The organism is Burkholderia sp. 4M9327F10 (genome assembly GCF_005503145.1).
In the GTDB taxonomy this organism is placed as follows: Bacteria; Pseudomonadota; Gammaproteobacteria; order Burkholderiales; family Burkholderiaceae; genus Paraburkholderia.
The window spans coordinates 1-18,949 of sequence record NZ_SCNV01000076.1; the positions used below are offsets into that span (position 1 = coordinate 1).

Annotated in this window: 22 protein-coding genes; all 22 read left to right on the forward strand. The window is 62.7% G+C overall.

The genetic code is table 11. The features are described from left to right. Positions 1 to 181: 181 nt before the first annotated feature. The 22 genes from FFS45_RS36885 (at position 182) to FFS45_RS36995 (ending at position 18,945) form a co-directional block, all read left to right on the forward strand. Positions 182 to 841 carry a terminase small subunit gene (locus FFS45_RS36885; RefSeq protein WP_137959571.1) on the forward strand — a complete coding sequence of 220 codons (660 nt, stop codon included), beginning with the start codon at positions 182 to 184 and terminating at the stop codon, positions 839 to 841. Between the two features lie 3 nt (positions 842 to 844). After that, positions 845 to 2,944: a terminase gpA endonuclease subunit gene (locus tag FFS45_RS36890; RefSeq protein ID WP_137959572.1), complete on the forward strand. Its 2,100-nt coding sequence runs from the start codon at positions 845 to 847 to the stop codon at positions 2,942 to 2,944. A gap of 2 nt (positions 2,945 to 2,946) precedes the next feature. Then, complete coding sequence (gpW, locus tag FFS45_RS36895; RefSeq protein ID WP_137959573.1) at positions 2,947 to 3,219, forward strand: gpW family head-tail joining protein; 273 nt, start codon at positions 2,947 to 2,949, stop codon at positions 3,217 to 3,219. Next, positions 3,216 to 4,874, forward strand: a complete 1,659-nt coding sequence (locus FFS45_RS36900) for a phage portal protein (protein WP_137959574.1) — start codon at positions 3,216 to 3,218, stop codon at positions 4,872 to 4,874. The genes gpW and FFS45_RS36900 overlap by 4 nt, the downstream gene beginning before the upstream one ends. After that, a complete protein-coding gene (locus FFS45_RS36905; RefSeq protein WP_137959575.1) occupies positions 4,871 to 5,755 on the forward strand; it encodes a S49 family peptidase in 885 nt (294 codons plus the stop codon). The genes FFS45_RS36900 and FFS45_RS36905 overlap by 4 nt, the downstream gene beginning before the upstream one ends. A 25-nt stretch (positions 5,756 to 5,780) precedes the next feature. Beyond that, positions 5,781 to 6,473, forward strand: a complete 693-nt coding sequence (locus tag FFS45_RS41995) for a hypothetical protein (RefSeq protein ID WP_171029861.1) — start codon at positions 5,781 to 5,783, stop codon at positions 6,471 to 6,473. Between the two features lie 60 nt (positions 6,474 to 6,533). Continuing rightward, the gene (locus FFS45_RS36920) at positions 6,534 to 7,211 is read left to right on the forward strand and encodes a head decoration protein (protein ID WP_137959577.1); all 678 of its coding nucleotides are present in this window, start codon (positions 6,534 to 6,536) and stop codon (positions 7,209 to 7,211) included. Positions 7,212 to 7,288: 77 nt separating this feature from the next. Next, the gene (locus tag FFS45_RS36925) at positions 7,289 to 8,326 is read left to right on the forward strand and encodes a major capsid protein (protein ID WP_137959578.1); all 1,038 of its coding nucleotides are present in this window, start codon (positions 7,289 to 7,291) and stop codon (positions 8,324 to 8,326) included. Position 8,327: 1 nt separating this feature from the next. Continuing rightward, positions 8,328 to 8,663 (forward strand): hypothetical protein, encoded by a 336-nt coding sequence (locus tag FFS45_RS36930; RefSeq protein ID WP_137959579.1) that lies wholly within the window; start codon positions 8,328 to 8,330, stop codon positions 8,661 to 8,663. 64 nt (positions 8,664 to 8,727) lie between these two features. Continuing rightward, positions 8,728 to 9,243 carry a hypothetical protein gene (locus FFS45_RS36935; protein WP_137959580.1) on the forward strand — a complete coding sequence of 172 codons (516 nt, stop codon included), beginning with the start codon at positions 8,728 to 8,730 and terminating at the stop codon, positions 9,241 to 9,243. 2 nt (positions 9,244 to 9,245) lie between these two features. Then, positions 9,246 to 9,482, forward strand: a complete 237-nt coding sequence (locus tag FFS45_RS36940) for a DUF2635 domain-containing protein (RefSeq protein ID WP_137959581.1) — start codon at positions 9,246 to 9,248, stop codon at positions 9,480 to 9,482. Then, positions 9,479 to 10,975 carry a phage tail sheath subtilisin-like domain-containing protein gene (locus FFS45_RS36945; RefSeq protein ID WP_212745798.1) on the forward strand — a complete coding sequence of 499 codons (1,497 nt, stop codon included), beginning with the start codon at positions 9,479 to 9,481 and terminating at the stop codon, positions 10,973 to 10,975. Before FFS45_RS36940 ends, FFS45_RS36945 begins: the two co-directional genes overlap by 4 nt. Before the next feature lie 59 nt (positions 10,976 to 11,034). Further along, positions 11,035 to 11,412, forward strand: coding sequence for a phage tail tube protein (locus tag FFS45_RS36950; RefSeq protein WP_137959582.1), 378 nt, complete (start codon positions 11,035 to 11,037; stop codon positions 11,410 to 11,412). 13 nt (positions 11,413 to 11,425) lie between these two features. Beyond that, positions 11,426 to 11,785 carry a phage tail assembly protein gene (locus FFS45_RS36955; RefSeq protein WP_137959583.1) on the forward strand — a complete coding sequence of 120 codons (360 nt, stop codon included), beginning with the start codon at positions 11,426 to 11,428 and terminating at the stop codon, positions 11,783 to 11,785. Between the two features lie 120 nt (positions 11,786 to 11,905). Beyond that, complete coding sequence (locus FFS45_RS36960; RefSeq protein ID WP_137959584.1) at positions 11,906 to 13,747, forward strand: hypothetical protein; 1,842 nt, start codon at positions 11,906 to 11,908, stop codon at positions 13,745 to 13,747. Next, a complete protein-coding gene (locus tag FFS45_RS36965; protein ID WP_171029862.1) occupies positions 13,744 to 14,538 on the forward strand; it encodes a DNA circularization N-terminal domain-containing protein in 795 nt (264 codons plus the stop codon). The genes FFS45_RS36960 and FFS45_RS36965 overlap by 4 nt, the downstream gene beginning before the upstream one ends. After that, complete coding sequence (locus FFS45_RS36970) at positions 14,535 to 15,098, forward strand: hypothetical protein (RefSeq protein ID WP_137959586.1); 564 nt, start codon at positions 14,535 to 14,537, stop codon at positions 15,096 to 15,098. Before FFS45_RS36965 ends, FFS45_RS36970 begins: the two co-directional genes overlap by 4 nt. Further along, positions 15,095 to 16,168 carry a phage baseplate assembly protein gene (locus FFS45_RS36975; RefSeq protein WP_137959587.1) on the forward strand — a complete coding sequence of 358 codons (1,074 nt, stop codon included), beginning with the start codon at positions 15,095 to 15,097 and terminating at the stop codon, positions 16,166 to 16,168. The genes FFS45_RS36970 and FFS45_RS36975 overlap by 4 nt, the downstream gene beginning before the upstream one ends. Further along, entirely contained in the window at positions 16,165 to 16,755 is a 591-nt protein-coding gene (locus FFS45_RS36980) for a phage baseplate assembly protein V (protein ID WP_249363081.1), read from the forward strand. Before FFS45_RS36975 ends, FFS45_RS36980 begins: the two co-directional genes overlap by 4 nt. Next, the gene (locus tag FFS45_RS36985; RefSeq protein WP_137959588.1) at positions 16,752 to 17,207 is read left to right on the forward strand and encodes a phage GP46 family protein; all 456 of its coding nucleotides are present in this window, start codon (positions 16,752 to 16,754) and stop codon (positions 17,205 to 17,207) included. The genes FFS45_RS36980 and FFS45_RS36985 overlap by 4 nt, the downstream gene beginning before the upstream one ends. After that, a complete protein-coding gene (locus FFS45_RS36990) occupies positions 17,207 to 18,343 on the forward strand; it encodes a baseplate J/gp47 family protein (protein WP_137959589.1) in 1,137 nt (378 codons plus the stop codon). The genes FFS45_RS36985 and FFS45_RS36990 overlap by 1 nt, the downstream gene beginning before the upstream one ends. Positions 18,344 to 18,348: 5 nt before the next feature. After that, positions 18,349 to 18,945 (forward strand): putative phage tail protein, encoded by a 597-nt coding sequence (locus tag FFS45_RS36995; RefSeq protein WP_137959590.1) that lies wholly within the window; start codon positions 18,349 to 18,351, stop codon positions 18,943 to 18,945. Positions 18,946 to 18,949: the final 4 nt, after the last annotated feature.

Here is an 18,949-nt window from a genome sequence, read left to right on the forward strand (position 1 = left end):
TCCCAGCCCCGTTGTGAAGGAGGGCGACCGGTCGGATGGTGACCGGCCCCCGGGCGGGCGGGTCCTTCCGGGGACTTCCGAATACGCGGGCATTGCGCGCGCCCGTTACACCCGTTCCTTTGACTAAAAAAAACGCGTTACACGTTACACGGTTGTGGCGAGCGGCGCGGCGCAAACCCTTATGGAAGCTACCGACTCCGGTGTAACGCGCTCGAAGCGCGGCAGCGCACCGAAGGCGAGTGGCGTTACACGCAGTCGCGTTACACCTGAAGTCGTCGGTAAGGCCGCGCTTTGCGAAGCGCTCGGCTGGACGCGACCACGACTGGACAGACGACTTGAGAGCGATGCTGCGTTTCCGGTTGCGAAGCGCGGCACGCGCGCCGGCGGTTGGGAGTTCGATGTTGCGGCCATTCAGGCATACCTATCTGGTCCGCAGGCGAAGTCGGCTCTAGCGACCGAGAAGAAGCCGGCTGCTCGCGTCGACGCACGCTCCGATGCTGGTAATCCGTACCCGGGCGCTAAGTACTCGGTAGTCCCGCCGGCCGGTGTCGAACCGCTCGTTCACTCGGGTGAGCAGACGGCCCGCCAACGCCGCGACACGGTGCAGGCCGAGATCCTCGAAGACAAGCTTCGGCGCGACCGCGGCGAGCTGGTGCAGGTCGAGGTCATGAGGCAGGTCTTGAACACGATGCTGGCGCACCTCGGCAAAGGCATTGACCGGCTGCCGGATCAGATCGTTGAGAAGTTGGGTCTGCACGAAGAACAGGGTGACGACATCCGGATGCTGACGGACGACCTGCGGCGCGTCATGGCCGACGAGTTACGCGTCCTATTGGGGTAGGCGATGCTGGAGTTCGAATACGCAGATCCGTTCCAGGTCGCGCGCGAGGCGCTCAGTTCGTTGATACCGCCGGCTCGCCAGACGGTCGCCGAATATGCGGTGCTACACCGGCTGCTCTCGAACCAGGGCGGTGGCTATGTGGGTCGTTGGCATCACGAGAAAGCCCCATACCTCGTTGGGCCGATGGAGACACTCAACCGACTCGACTACCTGACAACGGTAGTAGTGGGTCCAGGTCAGTCGGGCAAAACTGAGATCGCCCAAAACTGGCTGCAGAAGTCCATCGAGACCGACCCGGCCGACATGCTCTGGTATATGCAGACCGATCCGGGTCTCGAATCGTATGTAAAGAGCCGGATCAACCCGATGATCACGTCGCACCCCGGCATGGGCATGCGGCTGGGCACGAGGGCGATCGACGATTCGCTGCATTTCAAGCGCTTCGAGGGCATGCACGTCGAGTTCCTGTCGGCTTCAGCGAACAACGTGATCAACAAGTCGGCCCCACGCATCGTGGCCGATGAAGTCGACGCATACGACCCGGCGCTCGGAGACATCAAGACGCTGCTCGATGTGCGGCGTCAGACGTTCGGACGGCAGTCGATGTTGCTGGCGATGAGCCACCCGGACCAGGCTCGCGGGATCATTCCTGAGCGCGACTGGGCCGCCGGAATCATGGCCATGTACGCCGACAGCGATCGACGTGTCTGGTACTGGCCGTGCCCTCACTGCGGTGCCTGGTCGAGCCCGGTGCCGACGGCTGCGCGGTACATGGTGCTCCAGTACGACGATCAGCAATCGCTCGACGAGATCGAACGTAACGCGCGGTTGATCTGTCCGGTCAACGGCTGCGTCATCGAGGACCGCGAACGTCGCGCGATGAACGTTGCTGCTTACCGCTCACCTTTCGGCGGGTGGATTGGTGATGGGCAGGAACTCACGCAGGACGGCAAGGTAATCGGCGAACTGGTGGCCCGCAAGAGCGCGGGCTTCTGGATCGTTGGGGTTATGTCACCGTTCATCCTCGGTGGGATCGGTGGTCTCGCTCGCGCCAAAGTCAAGGCGGAGCGTGAGCTCGAGGTCAGCGGCGAGGACAAGGCCCTGCGGCAAGTGACGGTCAAGCAATTCGGCTTCCCGTATGCGCCCACCCGCGGCGTCGGCTCCATTGATGCGAACGTGCTCGCCGAGCGCGGCGACACCGAGCTGAAGCTCGGGATAGTTCCGGACGGCGTGCGCTTCATAACGATGGCCGTGGACACGCAGCTCGCCAACTGGGAATGGCTTGCCCGCGGGTGGGGAGTTGGCAGCCAGAGCTGGGTAATTGACCGCGGTCGCATTCCGGGCGATCCCGCGACCTCTGCCGAGGATTGGGACCGGTTGCTCGAGCTTTACGCGAAGACGTTCCCTCTCGCCGATGGCACAGGTCGCCGGATGCCGGTTCGCGCGATGGGGTTCGACAGCGCAGGACAGCCGGGCGTGACTCAACAGGCATATGCCGCATGGCGCCGCTGGAAGAGAAACCAGCATCCCCGCCTCATTGGGAAGATCGCCGGCCGTGATGCCTGGACGCTCATTCCGACAAAGGGCGCCGACGCTCTGGCCGCGCAACGTCTTGTCGTCACGTATCCGGACACCGCACGTAAAGCCAACAAGGCCGCTTCCGGCGGGACGGTACCGGTCGCGCGGTTTAATCCGAACCTCTTCAAAGACGATCTCGCGGGGCAACTGCAGCGTGCCGACATCGGCGACTGGTACGTGCACTTCCCGCACGCGCTGCGTTCGCCGGAGCAGCCGCACGTCTGGTTCGAGCAGCTCACGTCCGAGAGCCAACTGAAAAACGGACGTTGGGAAAAGAATGCACCCGGGCGCCGGAACGAGGCGCTCGACTTGATGGTGATGAATCACGTGATCGCCCAGCTCCACGGGTTGCACGGAATCGACTGGACCAAGCCGCCTTCATGGGCGAAGCCTTGGGACACGAACTCCTCGATCTTGAAGAACGGCGCGCCTCTGCCCGCAGCAAACGCGGCGCCGGGTTCTACCCCGGCCGCGCCCGCGAACGGCACTCAGTCAAAGAAGTCGGCAGTCCACCGGTACCGATAAGCATGGCTACAAACGACATCAACTCTCCGCTCTACGGGATGACCGACGCGCAACTGCAGGCGGCGCTCTCCAAGGCGCAGGCGGCCCTGATCGACCTGCGCACCGGATCGAAGGTCGTGTCGGTGTCCTATGCGCAGGGCGAAGGCTCGCGCAGCGCGACTTTTATGCAAACTGACCAAGCCAATCTGCGCATGTTCATCGCGCAGTTGCTGGCGGCACTGAATCCCGGCATCCGTATGCGCCGGCGCCGCTATATCACGCCGCTGTTCGGATGAGCAACAAGACCTCCATCCTCGACTCGCGCGGCGAGCCGATCCGTCGCGCTCGCGCTGACGCCGGGCCCGATGGCATGCCGCTCGAGAGCGGCGTCGGTCGCTGGTTCTTCCCGTACCAGGCCGCCGACTGGCAGACCCAGGAGATGGGTGCGTGGCTGCCGTGGATCCGCTCGCCTGACTCGGAGATCACGCAGTTCCGCGACCGCATGGTTGCGCGGTCGCGCGATCAGGTTCGCAACGACGGGCGCTCGAGCGGCGGTATCACCCGCATTCTCGACAACACGGTCGGCGCGTCGCTGCGATTGTCGGCCTCGCCTGACTATCGTGTCCTTAAGCTGATCAGCGGTGCGAACTTTGATATCAAGTGGGCGAAGGAATTCTCGAGCGCTGCAGAGGCACTGTGGCGCCTGTATTCGAACGATCTCGACCGGTACAACGACGTCTCGCGGCAGCTCACGGTGTCGCAACAGTTGCGTCTTGCGCTTCGCCACAAGCTCATCGATGGCGAAGATCTGATCGTCAATTACTGGATGCCAGAGCGCATCGGCCGCGGCGCTGCACGCTACGCCACGGCGTACATGATCGTGGACCCCGACCGTCTGTCGAACCCCATGCAGATGGTCGACCAGAAGCATATGCGCGGCGGTGTCGAGATCGACGATAACGGCGTGCCGATCGCGTATCACATTCGTCGGGCGCATCAGAACGACTGGTACAACGGCGTCCAGAGCATGGAGTGGGAGCGCGTCGAGCGCGAGGATCCGGACGACGGCTGGCGCCGCGTGATTCACGACTTCGACCGCGATCGGGCTGGCCAGAACCGCGGCGTCGGCGTTTTCATCCCGGTGCTTAACCACGCCAAGATGCTGGCGACTTACTACGGCTTGGAACTGAAAGCCGCGGCGCTCGCCTCCTCGATCGGTACTTATGTGACGAGTCCCTACGACCCGTCTGAGGTGCAGGATGCCGTCGGCGGCGACGATGAGCTTCGGTTCTATCAGAGCCTTCGGAGAGATTGGAACAACGAACGACCGGCGATGTTTAACGGCGTCCGTGTTCCTGCGTTGGCGCCAGGAGAGGAAATCAAGGCGCTGTCGTCGGACCATCCGCACAATGGTTTTGCTGAGTTCGTGCACGAGATGCAGGGCGGCATTGCGTCGGCGCTTGGGGTCTCGCTCGAGCAGGTGACGCAGGACTGGACTCGCACAACCTATTCGAGCGCTCGCGCCGCGCTGCTTGAAAGCTGGAAAACGCTGGTGCGGCGCCGCCTCGAATTCTCCGCCGGTACCGCGACGCCAATGTACGCAGTGTGGCTGCGCGAAGCCATGGAAAACGGCGAGCTTCCCCTGCCGAAAAACGCGCCAGATTTCATCGAAGCGGCCACCGCATACGCCGGCTGCTCGTGGCTCGGGCCCGCACGCGGCTGGGTCGACCCGGTCAAGGAACCGCAAGGCTCGATTCTCAAGATGGACGCCGGCCTCACGTCGCTCAAGCAGGAAGCGGCCGAGCAGGGTTCCGATTGGGAAGAGCTGCTCGATCAGCGTCAGATCGAGATCGCGGCATTCAATGAACGGAAGATCCCGCTGCCCGCATGGGGCGGTGTCGAGATCGCCACGCGGACTGACGAACCTCCTGAACAGCCGAAGGCCGCATGATCAACTATCCGCATCTAGCCACGCGGCTCTTTAACGTGCCGATCGCCATCCTGCCGCACAAGGCGGAGATCGTGATGGCGGCCCTCGCCGATCGCATGGGTATCGCGCAGCTATTTCGCGCCGACGGTACTGCTCTCGCATTATCGGGCGGCGGCGCGCAGGCGTTTCTCGACGCTGAAGACGATAGCGACGAAGCGAAGTACAAGCCCTATGACGTCGCAGGCGGCATCGCACGCATCCCGATCGAGGGGACGCTTGTTCACAAGCTGGGCACGCTTTATCCGTATTCCGGTATGACCGGCTATGACGGCATCCGCGCGCTCCTGAGCATGGCGCTCGGCGACCCGGACGTGAAAGCAATCATGCTCGATATTGACTCGCCTGGCGGCGAGGTCGCGGGCTGCTTTGACCTCGTCGACGCGATCTATAACGCTCGCGGAAAAAAGCCAATCTGGGCCGTGCTCACCGAGAACGCCTACTCGGCCGCCTACGCGATCGCGAGCGCAGCCGATCGGATCATCGTGCCGCGCACCGGCGGCACGGGGAGCGTCGGCGTTATCTGCATGCACGTCGACATGTCGAAGGCGCTCGGGAGCGCTGGCATCAGCGTGACGCTGATTCATTACGGTGCACTGAAGGCCGACGGCAACGAGTTCAATCCGTTGGGTAAGGAAGCGCTCAAGCGGTTCCAGTCCGACGTCGACAAGATGGGCGAGCTGTTCGTCAAGACAGTTGCCCGCAATCGCGATCTCAAAACGGCCGATGTGCGTGACACAGAGGCCGGCACTTTTCTCGGCGCCGCCGGCGTCGAGATCGGCTTCGCCGACGAAGTTATGGCACCCGACGAAGCTTTTGCTTCCCTGCTCGACGAGCTGGGCTGATTCATCCCACCGATAGGGTTATTCCATGAGCAATACATTACGCAACCTGATGTCGCGAGGTGGTCTGAGCTTCGCCCATCTTGGCCGATCGCAGCCCCGTGCGTCCGACGATAACGATCCGCCGCCGGATGACGACAGCGGTAAAGGCAAGAAGGGCAAGCGAGCCGCCGACGGTGATCCGGACGACGACGATGACGACGATGAAGGCGACGACGGCCAACAAAATCGCGAGAACGGCGACAGCAGGAAGGGCAAGAAAGGCAAGCGTGCTGACGATGGCGATCCGGACGATGACGACGACAGCGGCAAGGGCAAGAAGGGCAAGCGCGCGTCCGATGGCGACCCGGATGACGACGATGACGACGACAACCTGGACGCCGAAGACGATGACGACGACGAGGAGGAGATGCGCGGCAAGAGCGCGGCTGCCAAAGCACGTCGCCGCGAACGCGCTCGCTGCGCCGCAATCTTTGCCAGCAAGGGTGCCGCCCGCAATCCCGTGCTCGCCGCAAAGCTGGCTTTCGAGTCGTCAATGCCTCGCAGCGAGGCAATTGCCGTGCTCAACGGTTCGCCGGCCCCGGAAGGCAGCCGGGGACGCCGCCAGAACCCGCAGATCGGCACCGACGGCGATCGCGGCGCGTCGTCCGAACAGGCGATTGCAGCCAGTTGGGACCGCGCATTCAAGGCGGCGGGCGCCCAGCCGCGCCGGGCCCGCTAAGCGTCACGTAGACGCGCTGCAGCTGGCGCGTCTCCCGTCACATCCCTAAGGATCCAAATCATGGCTTATGTACCTCAAACCCCGCTGATCGAAAACCGGCACGCGGGCGGCTTTATCGTTTCCGAAGCCCGTGGTCACCGCTCCCGCGACATCGGCACTCTCGGCGGCGGCGTGCTGATCCATGCCGGCACCGTGCTCGGTTTCAAGACGGGCGGCGTCGCCGTCGCGTGGCCGGGCAACGCCGAGCAGATCGATTCGAACGTCGGTAATGGCACGATCGCGATGGCTGGTACGCCGGTTGTTTCAGGTGCCCAGCTCGGCGTGTACAAGGCGGTAGCGACGAGTGCGACCGTGTTCGCCGTGACCGACCCGTACGGCAATTCGCTCGGCAACGCAACCGCGGCGGCAACTTCTCCCCCCGCATTCAGCAATCAGATCGCGTTTGCGATCACGATCGGTTCAACTCCTTTCGACGTCGGCGATGAGTTCTCGATCCAGGTCCAGGCAATCACCGGCGTATTCGAACCGCTCAATCCCAGTGCGAGTGACGGTACGCAGACCGCGGCCGGCATTGCATTCAATGGCGTCGACACCACGAATAACGACGCCCCGGACACAGTGATGGTGCGCGAATGCGAGGTGAACGGTAGCGAGCTTCTGTGGCCGGTGGGCATCACTGCGGCTCAGATTGCGGCTGCTACCGCGCAACTGGCGGCGCTGGACATCATCACGCGCTGACCGCATCAGCCAGTCCCTTCTCTGTTTCAAGTCCTTTTGGCCGCGCAAGCGGCCATTATTCTTTCTGGAGCCTAATAATGGCCAGCTTGGACGTATTCCATCAGGACGCTTTCACGACCATCCAGCTCACTGCGGCGGTCGACAAATATCCGTACCAGCCGCAGGCACTCGGCGACCTCGACGTCTTCGAGGACGAACCGATCCGCAACACGGCGCTCGCGGTCGAGCAGCGCCAAGGTCAGTTGGTACTGATTCCGACGTCGCCGCGAGGCGCCGAAGGTCTGCAACGTACGACCGAGCAGCGCCAGGCCCGCTATTTCAAGGTGCCGCGTCTCATGCATTCCGACACCATCACTGCGAATGAGATTCAGGATATCCGGGCATTCGGGACGGAGTCCGAACTCATGCAGGTGCAGGCGGAAGTGGCGCGTCGCCTGAGCGGCCCGACCGGCATTCTGCGCAACATTGAATACACGTGGGAGTACCACCGTCTCGCGGCAGTTCAAGGTCTGCTGTTGGACAAAGATGGCTCGGTGATCTTCGACTTCTTCCAGGAGTTCGGCATCACGCCGGCGCAGGAAGTTGGCTTCAATCTTGGCGCCGATGCCGTGAACACCCTGCGTCCGATCTGCAATGCGATCCGCCGCTCGATGGCGCGGAAGGCACAAGGCGCGTGGCTGCCCACGACGAAGATTTACGCACTCTGCGGCGACGAGTTTTACGACGCATTCGTGAATCACCCGGATGTGATCCGTACGTTCCTCAACTGGTCGGCCGCCGCGGATCTGCGCGACGACGCCCAGGGCGGCGCGTTCGACACGTTCAAATTCGCGGGCATCTACTGGATGAACTATCGCGGCTCGGATGACAACGCCACGATCAAGATTCCCGACGACAAGGTGAAGTTCTTCCCGGTCGGCGCGCCCGGCGTGTTCAAGCGTGCATTGGCGCCCGGCGAATCGTTCGAATGGGTCAATACCCCGGGCAAACCGATGTACGTGATCCCGATCCCCGACCGCGATCGCAACGCGTTCTGGAAGATGGAAGGTTACAGCTACCCGCTGCACATCTGCACTCGCCCGGAAATGCTGCAGACCGGCCGCTACGAAGAGTGACGTGATCGACTTCGACGGAACGCTGAATGCGGCGATCAGCGAGGTGCTTGGCGACGAGGTAACGATCGTGTACCGCCCTCAGTCTGGGGGCGGCACGCAGATCCTCGGCGTCTTCACGCTGATCACCGGTCGCGTGTTCGAAGAAGACGGCACGCCAGATGCCAACGTCACGGTCGCAACTCTCGGCTTTCAGGTCTCCCAGCTCGACGTAGCTCCTCTCCAGCACGACACCGTTGCGATCACCTCTGCTGCGGACGGCACCACGGTGTACGCCGTGAACGACGTGTCAGGGGACGGTCTCGGCTGGGCTTACCTGAAGTTGAATATCGCCGGCTAAAGCAATGCTCTTCAGATCCCAACTGCGCACGTACGCGGCGACGGCGCTCGTCGATTCACAGACGATGGCTGGCACGAACGTGTTTGAGTCGCTTGATTGGCCGACGACGGATGCCAGCTACCCGGCAATCCTTTTGGAGTGCTACCGCGAACGCAAAGAATCGCGCGCGAAAGGCAGCCAGCTTCCGCAATTCATCGCGACGGCAGTCCTCGCCTTGAAGGCCCGGGTGCAGGCGCCGGGCGGTGCAGCCGGCGGCCTTTCAATTCAGGAGCTGCTCGAGCAGTTCGAATGGCAGATCGAGGCGGCAATCCTGACCTGCCAGCCCTTGCTGACGAACATCCGCCGCTTCGCCTGGGTAGACACCGATCAGCAGATCAGCGCGAAAGGGACCATGCACATTGGCGAGCTCGCCATCAGTTTCGGTCTCGAGTTCGAAGTCGATATCGATCCGTATCTACAGCGGCCGACTGCGCTCCCCGCGCTCGGCGTCCCGCTCGAGCAGGTCAACCTCACATTCGATGTCCCCGCCGGCACGCCACAACCCGGGCTGATCATCGATCTGCCCCAACAGGAGCAATAACCATGATGGTCTATCCCGTACCGGGTCGGCGCGTACGCGACCCAGTCACCAAGCAGATTCTCGCTGCCGAGGGGCTCGACGTCTCTCCGCACGACCTTTTCTGGGCGCGGCGACTGCGTGACGAGGACGTCTCGACGACGGCGCCGGCGGCGCCCACCGAAGTCCATGCGGAAGCGAAAGCCGAGGCCCCGGCAGCAGTTCAGCCGGCAGACCACCGTGAAGAGGATGACGAATCGTGAGCACAATTCCGTTCCAGCAGATTCCAGGCAATCTGCGCGTTCCGTTCTTCTTCGCCGAGGTCAACAACCAGAACGCGAATACGGCGACGCAGGAGCAGCGCGCGCTGCTCATCGGGCCGATGATCTCGACCGGGGCGAATGCCGGTACGGCGACGCCCGGCGTCCCGTTGATCTCGCAGGGGCCCGCTGACGCCAACGCGAAGTGCGGCGCCGGTTCGATCATCTCGATCATGACGCAGGCGTACCGGAACAACGATTCGTTCGGCGAGCTATGGTATCTGCCACTCGCCGACGATCCGAGCGCCGTGGCCGCGACGGGCACCATTGCATTCACGGCCGCGGCGACCGCGACCGGTGTGATCTACCTGTATATCGGTGGCCAGCGTGTGACCATCACGGTCACGCCCACGATGACGACGGCGCAGATCGCGACGGCGGTAGCGGCAGCGATCAACGCGCTGAACACGCTGCCGGTGACCGCGACTGCCACGACGACCACCGTCACGTTGACATCGAAGAACAAGTCGATCGCTTCGAACGACATCGACATCCGGATGAACTACGGCGGCGTGCGCGCCGGCGAGTCGACTCCGGCGGGACTGACGTACACGATCACCGCGATGGCCAACGGGGCGGTCAATGCATCGCTGACGGCACCTCTCGCGAACCTGTCGAACATGCCGTTCGACTTCATCGCTTGCGCATACACCGACTCAACGTCGATGGCCGCGCTAACGGCTTTCCTGAATTTCACGACCGGCCGCTGGAGCTGGCAGTCGATGATCTACGGGCACACGTTCTATGCGTTCCGCGGCACGTTCGGCACGATCAGCACGTTCGGTGCGACGTTGAACGACCCGAATGCATCGGTGATGGGCTTCTTCGATTCGCCGACAACTTCGTGGGAGTGGGCGGCAGCCTACGCTGCACAAGCGGCTGTCAGCGTCCGTGCTAATCCCGGGGTGCCGCTGCAGTCGGTTGTGCTGCAGGGGATCCTCCCGCCACCGATCCAGTCGCAGTTCACGGGTGTGGGCGAGCAAAACTCTCTGCTGTTTGAGGGTATCTCGACCTTCACCGTCGACGCCTCCAACCAGGTGCATCTGCAGGGCACGATCACGACGTATCAGACGAATGCCGAGGGGCAGCCGGACAACAGCTACCTTCAGCTGAACACGATGTACCTGATCATGGCCGTGATCCGCTCGCTGCAGACGATGGTCACCTCGAAGTACTCGCGGATGATTCTCGTGGCGAACGGGACGCTCTTCGCCCCCGGTGCACCGATCATCACGCCGGACGACATCCGGGCCGATCTGATTGCGAATTACGGTGAACTCGAATACGCCGGGCTGGTGCAGGACTCGGAGTCGTTTGCGGACGGCCTCATCGTGCAACAGAACGTGGGCAATCCTAACCGGGTGGATATCGGCTACGACCCGACGCTTGTCAATCAGTTGAACATCCTCGCGCTGCTGTTCCAGTTCATGCTCTGAACCCCGGCGGGCAGGTAAATCGGGCGGCGCGAGTCGCCCTTATTTTTTGAGGAACGGAAATGGCCGATACGACTAACCGCATCGCCGGGGTAGCGACCTTCAAGGTCGACGGCGCGCAGGTCATGCTCGAGGGCAAGCTCGAGTACAGCACAGCACTGGTAGCGCGCGAGACGAAGACCGGTCAGGACACGGTGCACGGCTATGGCGAGAAGCCGAAAGCGCCGTATATCGCCGGCACGTTCCGCGCTACCAGCACTACCAACACGCAGGCGATGAACGGCATCACGAACAGCACCGTGTCGTGCAAGCTGGCCAACGGCATTCAGGTCATCGGCCGGAACATGTGGCAGGTCGGCGACGAGATCAAGGTCGATACCGAAGAGGGTACCTTCGAGCTTCGCTTCGAAGGGCTGCAGGGCTCGGTGACGGAAAACTAGGGAGTAAGTCTCAATGAGCGAAGCAAACGTAATTCAGGAAGCGCCCAACTTCACAAAGATGAAGCCGGGCGAGCTGCCGACGCTGTACACGCACGTCCTGTTCAACCCGATCCGTTTCGGAAAGGGCGACAACGTGGAGATCCATACGCAGATCGCTCTGCGGGAGCCGACGCTCGACGAGTTCGAGGTGTTCTCGAAGAACGTACGCAAGCAAGGAGAGATCGCCGCGTTGAAGCACTTCATTGCCGACGTTTCCGATACACCGTTCCCGATCATCGGCAACATGGGCGGCCGCGACATGATGTTGTGTCAGGAATATCTGCTTGCTTTTTTCAAAGGCTCCCAGACGACTGGCGATACATCGCCAGAGTAACGACGAGGTTTTATCGCTGGGGGCCGCGCGATGCGTGGTCGATGACGTGGACCGAACTTGGCCAGTGGATGGCCGATGCCGCTCGCATGCTGAAGGAAGAAGACAAGGCGCGTAAAAAAAATGGCAAATAAGCTCAGTATCGTCATCACGGCGATCGACAACGCGACGAAGACGATCAACCAGATCAATCGATCGTTCGCGAATGCAATGATGCCCATTACGCGTCTGAACCGCTCCATCGGCAATCTGGCGAAGGCGTCGGGCATCCCGAAACTCGCGAAGGGATTCGTGGGCGTTGGCAAAGCAGCAGCGAACGTTGCAGAGCAGATTGGGAAGATCTTCGCGCCGCTCGCCGCAGTCATCGGCGTCGGTTCGGTTGCGGGCGTCGCGGCCTTGGCGATCGAGTGGGGCAAGCTGGCGATGACCGTCACCAATGCGGCCGCCAATATCGGCATGACGGCGTCGTCGCTCATGGGCCTGCAGGGCACCGCGCGGCTTGCGGGCGTCAGCGCCGAGGAGCTCACATCGAGCCTGACGGGGCTCGGTAATACGATGGAGGACGCACAGTTCGGCCGCAACCAGGGCGCGCTCATGATGATGAACCGCCTCGGCATCAGCATGCATCGCCTGAAGAACGGTTCGGTTGATACGCAGCAGGCGATGATGGACCTCGCCGGCGTGCTGCAGCGCCCCGGAATCAAAGGCAACGCGCAGGTCGAGAACGTGATCGCCAACCAATTCGGCGTGGGCGCGTTGCTTCCATTGTTGAGGAAAGGTCCGCAGGCGATCGACGGATATCTGCAGAAGGTGCGCGAACTCGGTGGCGAGATGAGCGGCCCGGCGATCGCGGCCGCCACCGAGTTTCAGTACCACATGCTTATGATGCAGACCGCCATCGACGGCCTGAAGAATTCCATCAGTGCCGCACTGATGCCAGTGCTGCAGCCGTTGATCGACCAGCTGACGCAGTGGATCTCCAAGAACCGGGAGCTGATCGCATCGAAGATCGCCGAGTACGCGCAGAAGATCGCCGACTGGGTCAAGACGATCGATTTCAAGAAGGTATGGGACGACATCACCGGCACGGTGAAAGGCGTTCTGAGTTTCGTCGACGCTATCGGCGGCTGGAAGGTTGCTCTCGCGGGCATCCTTGCGGTCATGGGAGCGCCTTTGCTCACGGCGATCGCCACGCTCGGTGGCGCGCTGGTGGATCTGGGGGCGATCGTTTGGGCGAATCCGATCCTAGCCGCGCTGGGCACGATAGGCTTCCTTTCGTATGAGATCTATAAGCACTGGAACGACATCGGCTCATCGATGGCCAATGCGACGCCGCCGGCATTCGGCGGTGGTGGCGATGGGACGACTCCCGTAGGGCCGTGGGGCAAGCTAGGCAGTTTCTTCGGCCTGAACGGGCCGTCGGCTGGCGGTGGCGCGGCGCTCGGCATCCGGAGCAACAATCCGCTGAACATGACTCTCAACGGTCACGAGCGCACCTATTCGGATCCGGCGCAGGGCATCGCTGACGCCGTGTCGAACCTCGAGCGGCATTACCGGGGCTTGTCTCTCGCACAGATTCAGGACAAGTGGACGGGCGGTGCGCGGACTGGCAACACGCCCCAACAGATTGCGAACTACACGAAGATCATGTCGGCCGCGACTGGTTTGGACTCGGGTGCCGTGCCGGACCTCAATGATCCGCGGGTGGTGTCGTCGCTGATGGTGGGCATGATCCGGGCCGAGAACGGTCAGCAGCCGTATTCGCCGCAGCAGATGGGAGACGCGACCGTGGCCGGGATGCAGCAGGCTGGCGTTACGCCCGGACAGGGCGGACAGGCACCCGTCAATATCCACCTGAAGGTGTCAGGGCTGCCCGCCGGCGCGAGCGTCACAGCTTCGCCTGAGAATGCCGCGCTCGGGCCCACGCGTGTCTCATATTCGATGCCCACTGGGGTAACGCCGTGAGCTATTGGGACGATCTGCAGCAGGCGAGCTTCAACGGCGTGCCGTTCGGCGTCGAAGCTGAGGGCGGGAAGTTCGGGCGTCGGTGGGCGAAACACGAATATCCGAAGCGCGATACGGCATGGATGGAAGATCTCGGACGCCGCACGCGCGAGCACCCGATCGTCGGCTTCCTGCTCGAGAACGACCAGGTATATGGCGGCGGTCCCGTCATCCAGCAAAAGCTGCAGATGATCGCTGCGGTCGAGACGGAAGGGCTCGGCCAGCTGATTCACCCGTCACTCGGCACGCTGACGGTGGCCGTCACGAACTGCGAGTTCATCACGCGGTGGGACCAGGGCCTCATCTATGAGATCCACTTCGAGTTCGTCGAGAGCGGCCTGCAGCAGTTCCCAGGCATCGACACGTCGACGCTGGATGCGGTCACAGCGGCCGCGCTGGCCGCGGACGGTGCCGCCTCGACGGATTTCGTCACCCGGGCAGAGTCCGCGCTTGAGCAGGGCGCCGCAGTTGTGAAGCAGGCCGCGTCCACGGCCTCGCTGTGGGCCGCGCAGGCCCAAGGGCTGGTGAACGATGCGCGCAACGTCTACAAGTTCGTCTACGGCCTGCAGGGGCCGTATGGGCGTTATTTCGGCGGACGACTGAATGGCTTCAATCCGAGTGCCGCATTGCAGACGGTTCAGCAGGCCGGTGTGACCGTGACGTCGCTGATGGCGCAAGGCACCGTCCTTCGAGCTGCCGTCACGAGCGCAGGTAACACCCTTTCCAACGTAGCGAGCGAGCTGGGCATATGAGTCAGGCATCCGATTTGGCGAACGCGGCGCAGGCACTTGCGGCCGCGCTCCTCGCGTCGACAATCGACCCGGCGGACGGCGTGCGTCTGCTCTCGAATCTTGCCAATTTCCAGCCGAACGCCGTCACCTCGTCGTCTGTCGTGGGGATGTCGATGGCGACGATGCAGGACGCGTGTGGAGATCTGTTCCGGCGGGCCGCAGTGGTTGCGCTATGCCGCGCCGCGTCGACCTATCAGCCCGCGTCGACGACCGATGCCGCTAACCTTCGATCGACCGTCACGCAGCTGGTCGACGCCGAGATCCTCGTGGCTGGCAACCAGGGCGAAGACAACACGTTCAACGCATTGCGTGCCCTGCGTGCCGCGGTCGTGCAGGATCTGCAGACACGGGCTGCCGGCTTGCCGGGGACGATGGTTGTAAGCATTCCGGCATCGCTGCCAGCGCCGGTGCTGGCGCAGCGCCTGTATAGCGACCCGACGCGCGCCGACGAGCTCGTGACGGAATCCGGCGCGCCGCATCCCGCGTTCCTTGCCCCCGGCTTTATCGCGCTGTCCTCATGACTGTTTTCAATGACGATCTGACGCTCGTCGCGGGCGGCCGTCAGCTGTCAGGCTGGACGCGCGTGCGCGTATCGCGTGGCGTCGAACGCTGTCCGTCCGACTTCCAGATCGAGATGACTGAGAAGTACCCGGGCGACGCCTTCGATATCACGGTGCAGCCTGGAGATGCATGTCAGGTGCTGATCGGCGACGATCTGGTGATTACTGGGTACGTGGACAAGGTATCGCCGGCGCTCGACCCGGAGAACCACTCGATCACTATCAGCGGCCGCAGCAAGTGCGAGGATCTCGTCGACTGCGCGGCCGAATGGCCCGGCGGTCAGATTCTCGGCTCGTCGGTGCTGGACATCGCCCAGAAGCTCGCGCAGGTCTATGGCATCACGGTGAGCTGCACCGGCGACGTCGGCGCCGGGATTCCGCAGTTCAACCTGCTACTCGGTGAGACCGGCTATCAGGTCATCGAACGGATCTGCCGGTACCGCGCGCTTCTGCCGTACGACGGAACGGACGGCAATCTGATCCTCGGCGCGTTGGGCACGACGCAAGCGGCCAATGGCTTTACCGAAGGCATCAATGTCGAGCGCGCACGCGTCGTGTTTTCGATGGACCAGCGCTATTCCGAGTACATCGCGTTCCTCCAGTCAGTGGACGTCTTCACCGACACAGGCAACGGTGGAAATCTGCTCGGCACCGCGTTTGACCAGGGCGTCCCGCGGCACCGTCGGCGCGTAATCATCGCCGAGGCCGGTGGCGGTGGTCAGGACGTCGCAAAGCAGCGCGCGAACTGGGAAGCGGCCCGGCGGTTTGGTCGCGGAGGCGTCGTAACCCTGACGACCGATAGCTGGCGCGACAGCAGCGGCGTGCTCTACACGCCGAATACGCTGGTGCCGCTGGCGCTGCCGACGCTGAAGGTGACCGGTAAGACGTGGCTGATCGGCGACGTGACGTATGCGCGCGGGGACGATGGCACGCGGGCGATGCTCACGATCATGCCGCCGGAAGCGTTCAATCCGGAGCCGATACTGCTGCAGCCGCTCACGCCGGATGTCCCTGCAGGAACGGCGCCATGAGCGATTACGCAGAACAGCATTACCTGCGGACCATGATGATGGTCCGCCGTGGAAAGATCTCGCTCGTCAACGACAGCGGCGTGATCCAGACGGTGCAGCTGCCGCCCAGCGGACTGGAGACGCGTGACAACCTGAAGCGCATCGCCGAATACGGTCTCACGTCAAACCCGCCGGAAGGCACTGACGCCTACATCCTGAACATCGGCGGCGACCCGTCCAATGGCGCGGTCGTGGGCACGAACCATCAGCAGACGCGGCCAACGGGATTAGAGCAGGGCGAGACTCAGATCTATAACGGGCCCGCCGGCACGAGTGTGTATCTGTCGAACGGCGGCATCGTTGTCAATGCGAACGGACAGCCGGTGACGGTCAACGGATCGACCACGGTCACGATCGTCGCTGCAACCGAGATCATCGCCGACACGCCGCTTCTGAAATGCACCGGGGACATCCTGGATAACTGCGATACGAACACCCGGACCATGGCAGGGATGCGCACGGTAGCTAACGGCCATACCCACAAGGTGATGAACGTGCAGGGCGGTAGCAGCACGATCGAAACGAATCCGCCGGATCAAGACGAATGACCGATACCACGACAGTCTGGGATGTCGCGAACTCCCGTGGCGACTGGGCGCTTAATGGCGTCCAGTTGCAAACTGGCCAGGACCTTCAGACCGCCTACCTCATCAGCATCTTCACCGATCGCGAGGCGCAACCCGGGGACGTCATTCCCGACTGCACGAACGATCGTCGCGGGTGGATTGGCGACGCCGGTGCCGACTACCCGATTGGCTCGCGCATGTGGCTGCTCGAGCGGGCGATCAAAAGTCAGCAAACGATGAACCGTGCTCGGACCTATGTGACCGAGGCGGTGCAATGGCTGCTCGATGACGGCGTCGTCTCAAAGCACGATCTCACGCTCGCATGGATCCAAGGGGCGCCCGGGACGTGGGGACTTGGTATCTGGATTCAGGCCTACCGGCCTGACGGCACGAAATTTCCGCAATTCAACTGGGTCTGGGGGCAGTTCCAATAATGCCGTACGCACGCCCAACACTATCGCAGCTGCTCACGCAGGTGAAGCAGGACATCGCTGCCGGTCTCGAGGGCTCCGATCCGCTCCTGCGCTTCGGCAACCTCAATATCACGGGCGTTGCGCTCGCGAACCTGATTAACGCCGTCTATGGCTATCTGGACTGGATCGCGCAGCAGGCGGTTCCAGTCACCTCGAGCGGCGAGTTCCTGCTTGCGTGGGCAGCGCTGAAGAACGTGTATCAGGAGCCTGCTGCGCAGGCCACGGGCACCGTGAGTTTTCCCGGGACCAACGGCGTGGATCTGCCATTCGGGACGCCCATTACCCGCGGCGACGGCGTCGGCTATACCACAACAGCAGATGCCACCGTCTCGGGCGGCGCGGTCGTCGCCCCGGCGATTGCCAATGCCGATCCGACTGGCCAGACGGGCGCGTTCGGAAACTGCGACGCCGGCACCACGTTCACGCTGGGTACGGCGATCAACGGTATCCAGTCGAACGGCACGGCGACCACTGTATTCACCGGGGGTGCCGACATCGAGTCCGAAGACAGCGTGATGACCGCGATGCTTCAGGCCTATCAGAACGTGCCGCAAGGCGGTGACGCGCAGGACTATGTGACCTGGGCGCTGACCGTCCCTGGCGTCACGCGGGCGTGGTGCAATCCGAACGGCATGGGCGCCGGAACCGTCGTTGTGTACACGATGTTCGACAACTCGGAAGCTTCCCACGGCGGCTTTCCGCAGGGCACGAACGGCGTGGCAACGGGCGAACCGCGGAGTCCGACGACGGCGACCGGCGATCTACTGGCGGTCGCAAATGCGATCTTCCCGAAGCAACCGGTGACCGCTCTCGTTTATTCGTATGCGCCCGTTGCCAACCCCATCAATTTCGCATTCACGGGCACCTCTGGCTGGAGCGCGGCGACGAAGACCGCAGTTCAGAACGCGATCAATAGCGTGTTCCTGCAATACGGTGCACCGGTCACGACCTCGATTCCTGACATCGATATCTCGCTGATCGAATCGGAAATCGCTGCGATATCGGGAACCGCCGGTTTCGTCATGACGTCGCCGAGCGCGAACATTCCCAATGTGCTCGGACAGATGCCCACGATCGGGACGATTGCTTACACGTAACGACGATGAGCTCAGCACCCAACTATCAAGCAGCCGATTTCCTCGCCGCCCTGCAGGCCTGCATGCCGCGGGGGAGGGTTTGGCCGAAGGATGTGGATGCGGTCCAGACACAGACCCTCGCAGGATGTGCCACGCCTTTCGCGACGCATTCCGCGCGCGCTAACAACTTGCTCGTGGATGCGTTTCCCGCGTCGCCCGAGGAGTTGTTGCCCGAGTGGGAGCAGACGCTCGGGCTGCCCGATCCGTGCGCAGGCGAAGCGCCGACGATCCAGCTTCGGCAGGCCCAGGTGCTTGCGAGGTTTACGGCAGTGGGAGGCCAGTCGGCCGCTTATTTCATCAGCTTGGCCGCGACGCTGGGCTACGAGATAACGATCACCCAGTTCGCTCCATTCCGGTTTGGAGATGTCTTCGGGACGCCCATGTATGGCGTCGCGTGGGCGTTCGCGTGGCAAGTCAATGCACCCACGTTTTCGGTGCATAAGTTCGAGTTCGGCGTCGACACGTTTGGCGAGCCTTTCTCGTACTGGAACAACAACGTCCTCCAGTGTGAGCTGCAGCGCTACGCGCCGGCCCATACCTATCTTCTCTTCAATTACGACTGAGGCC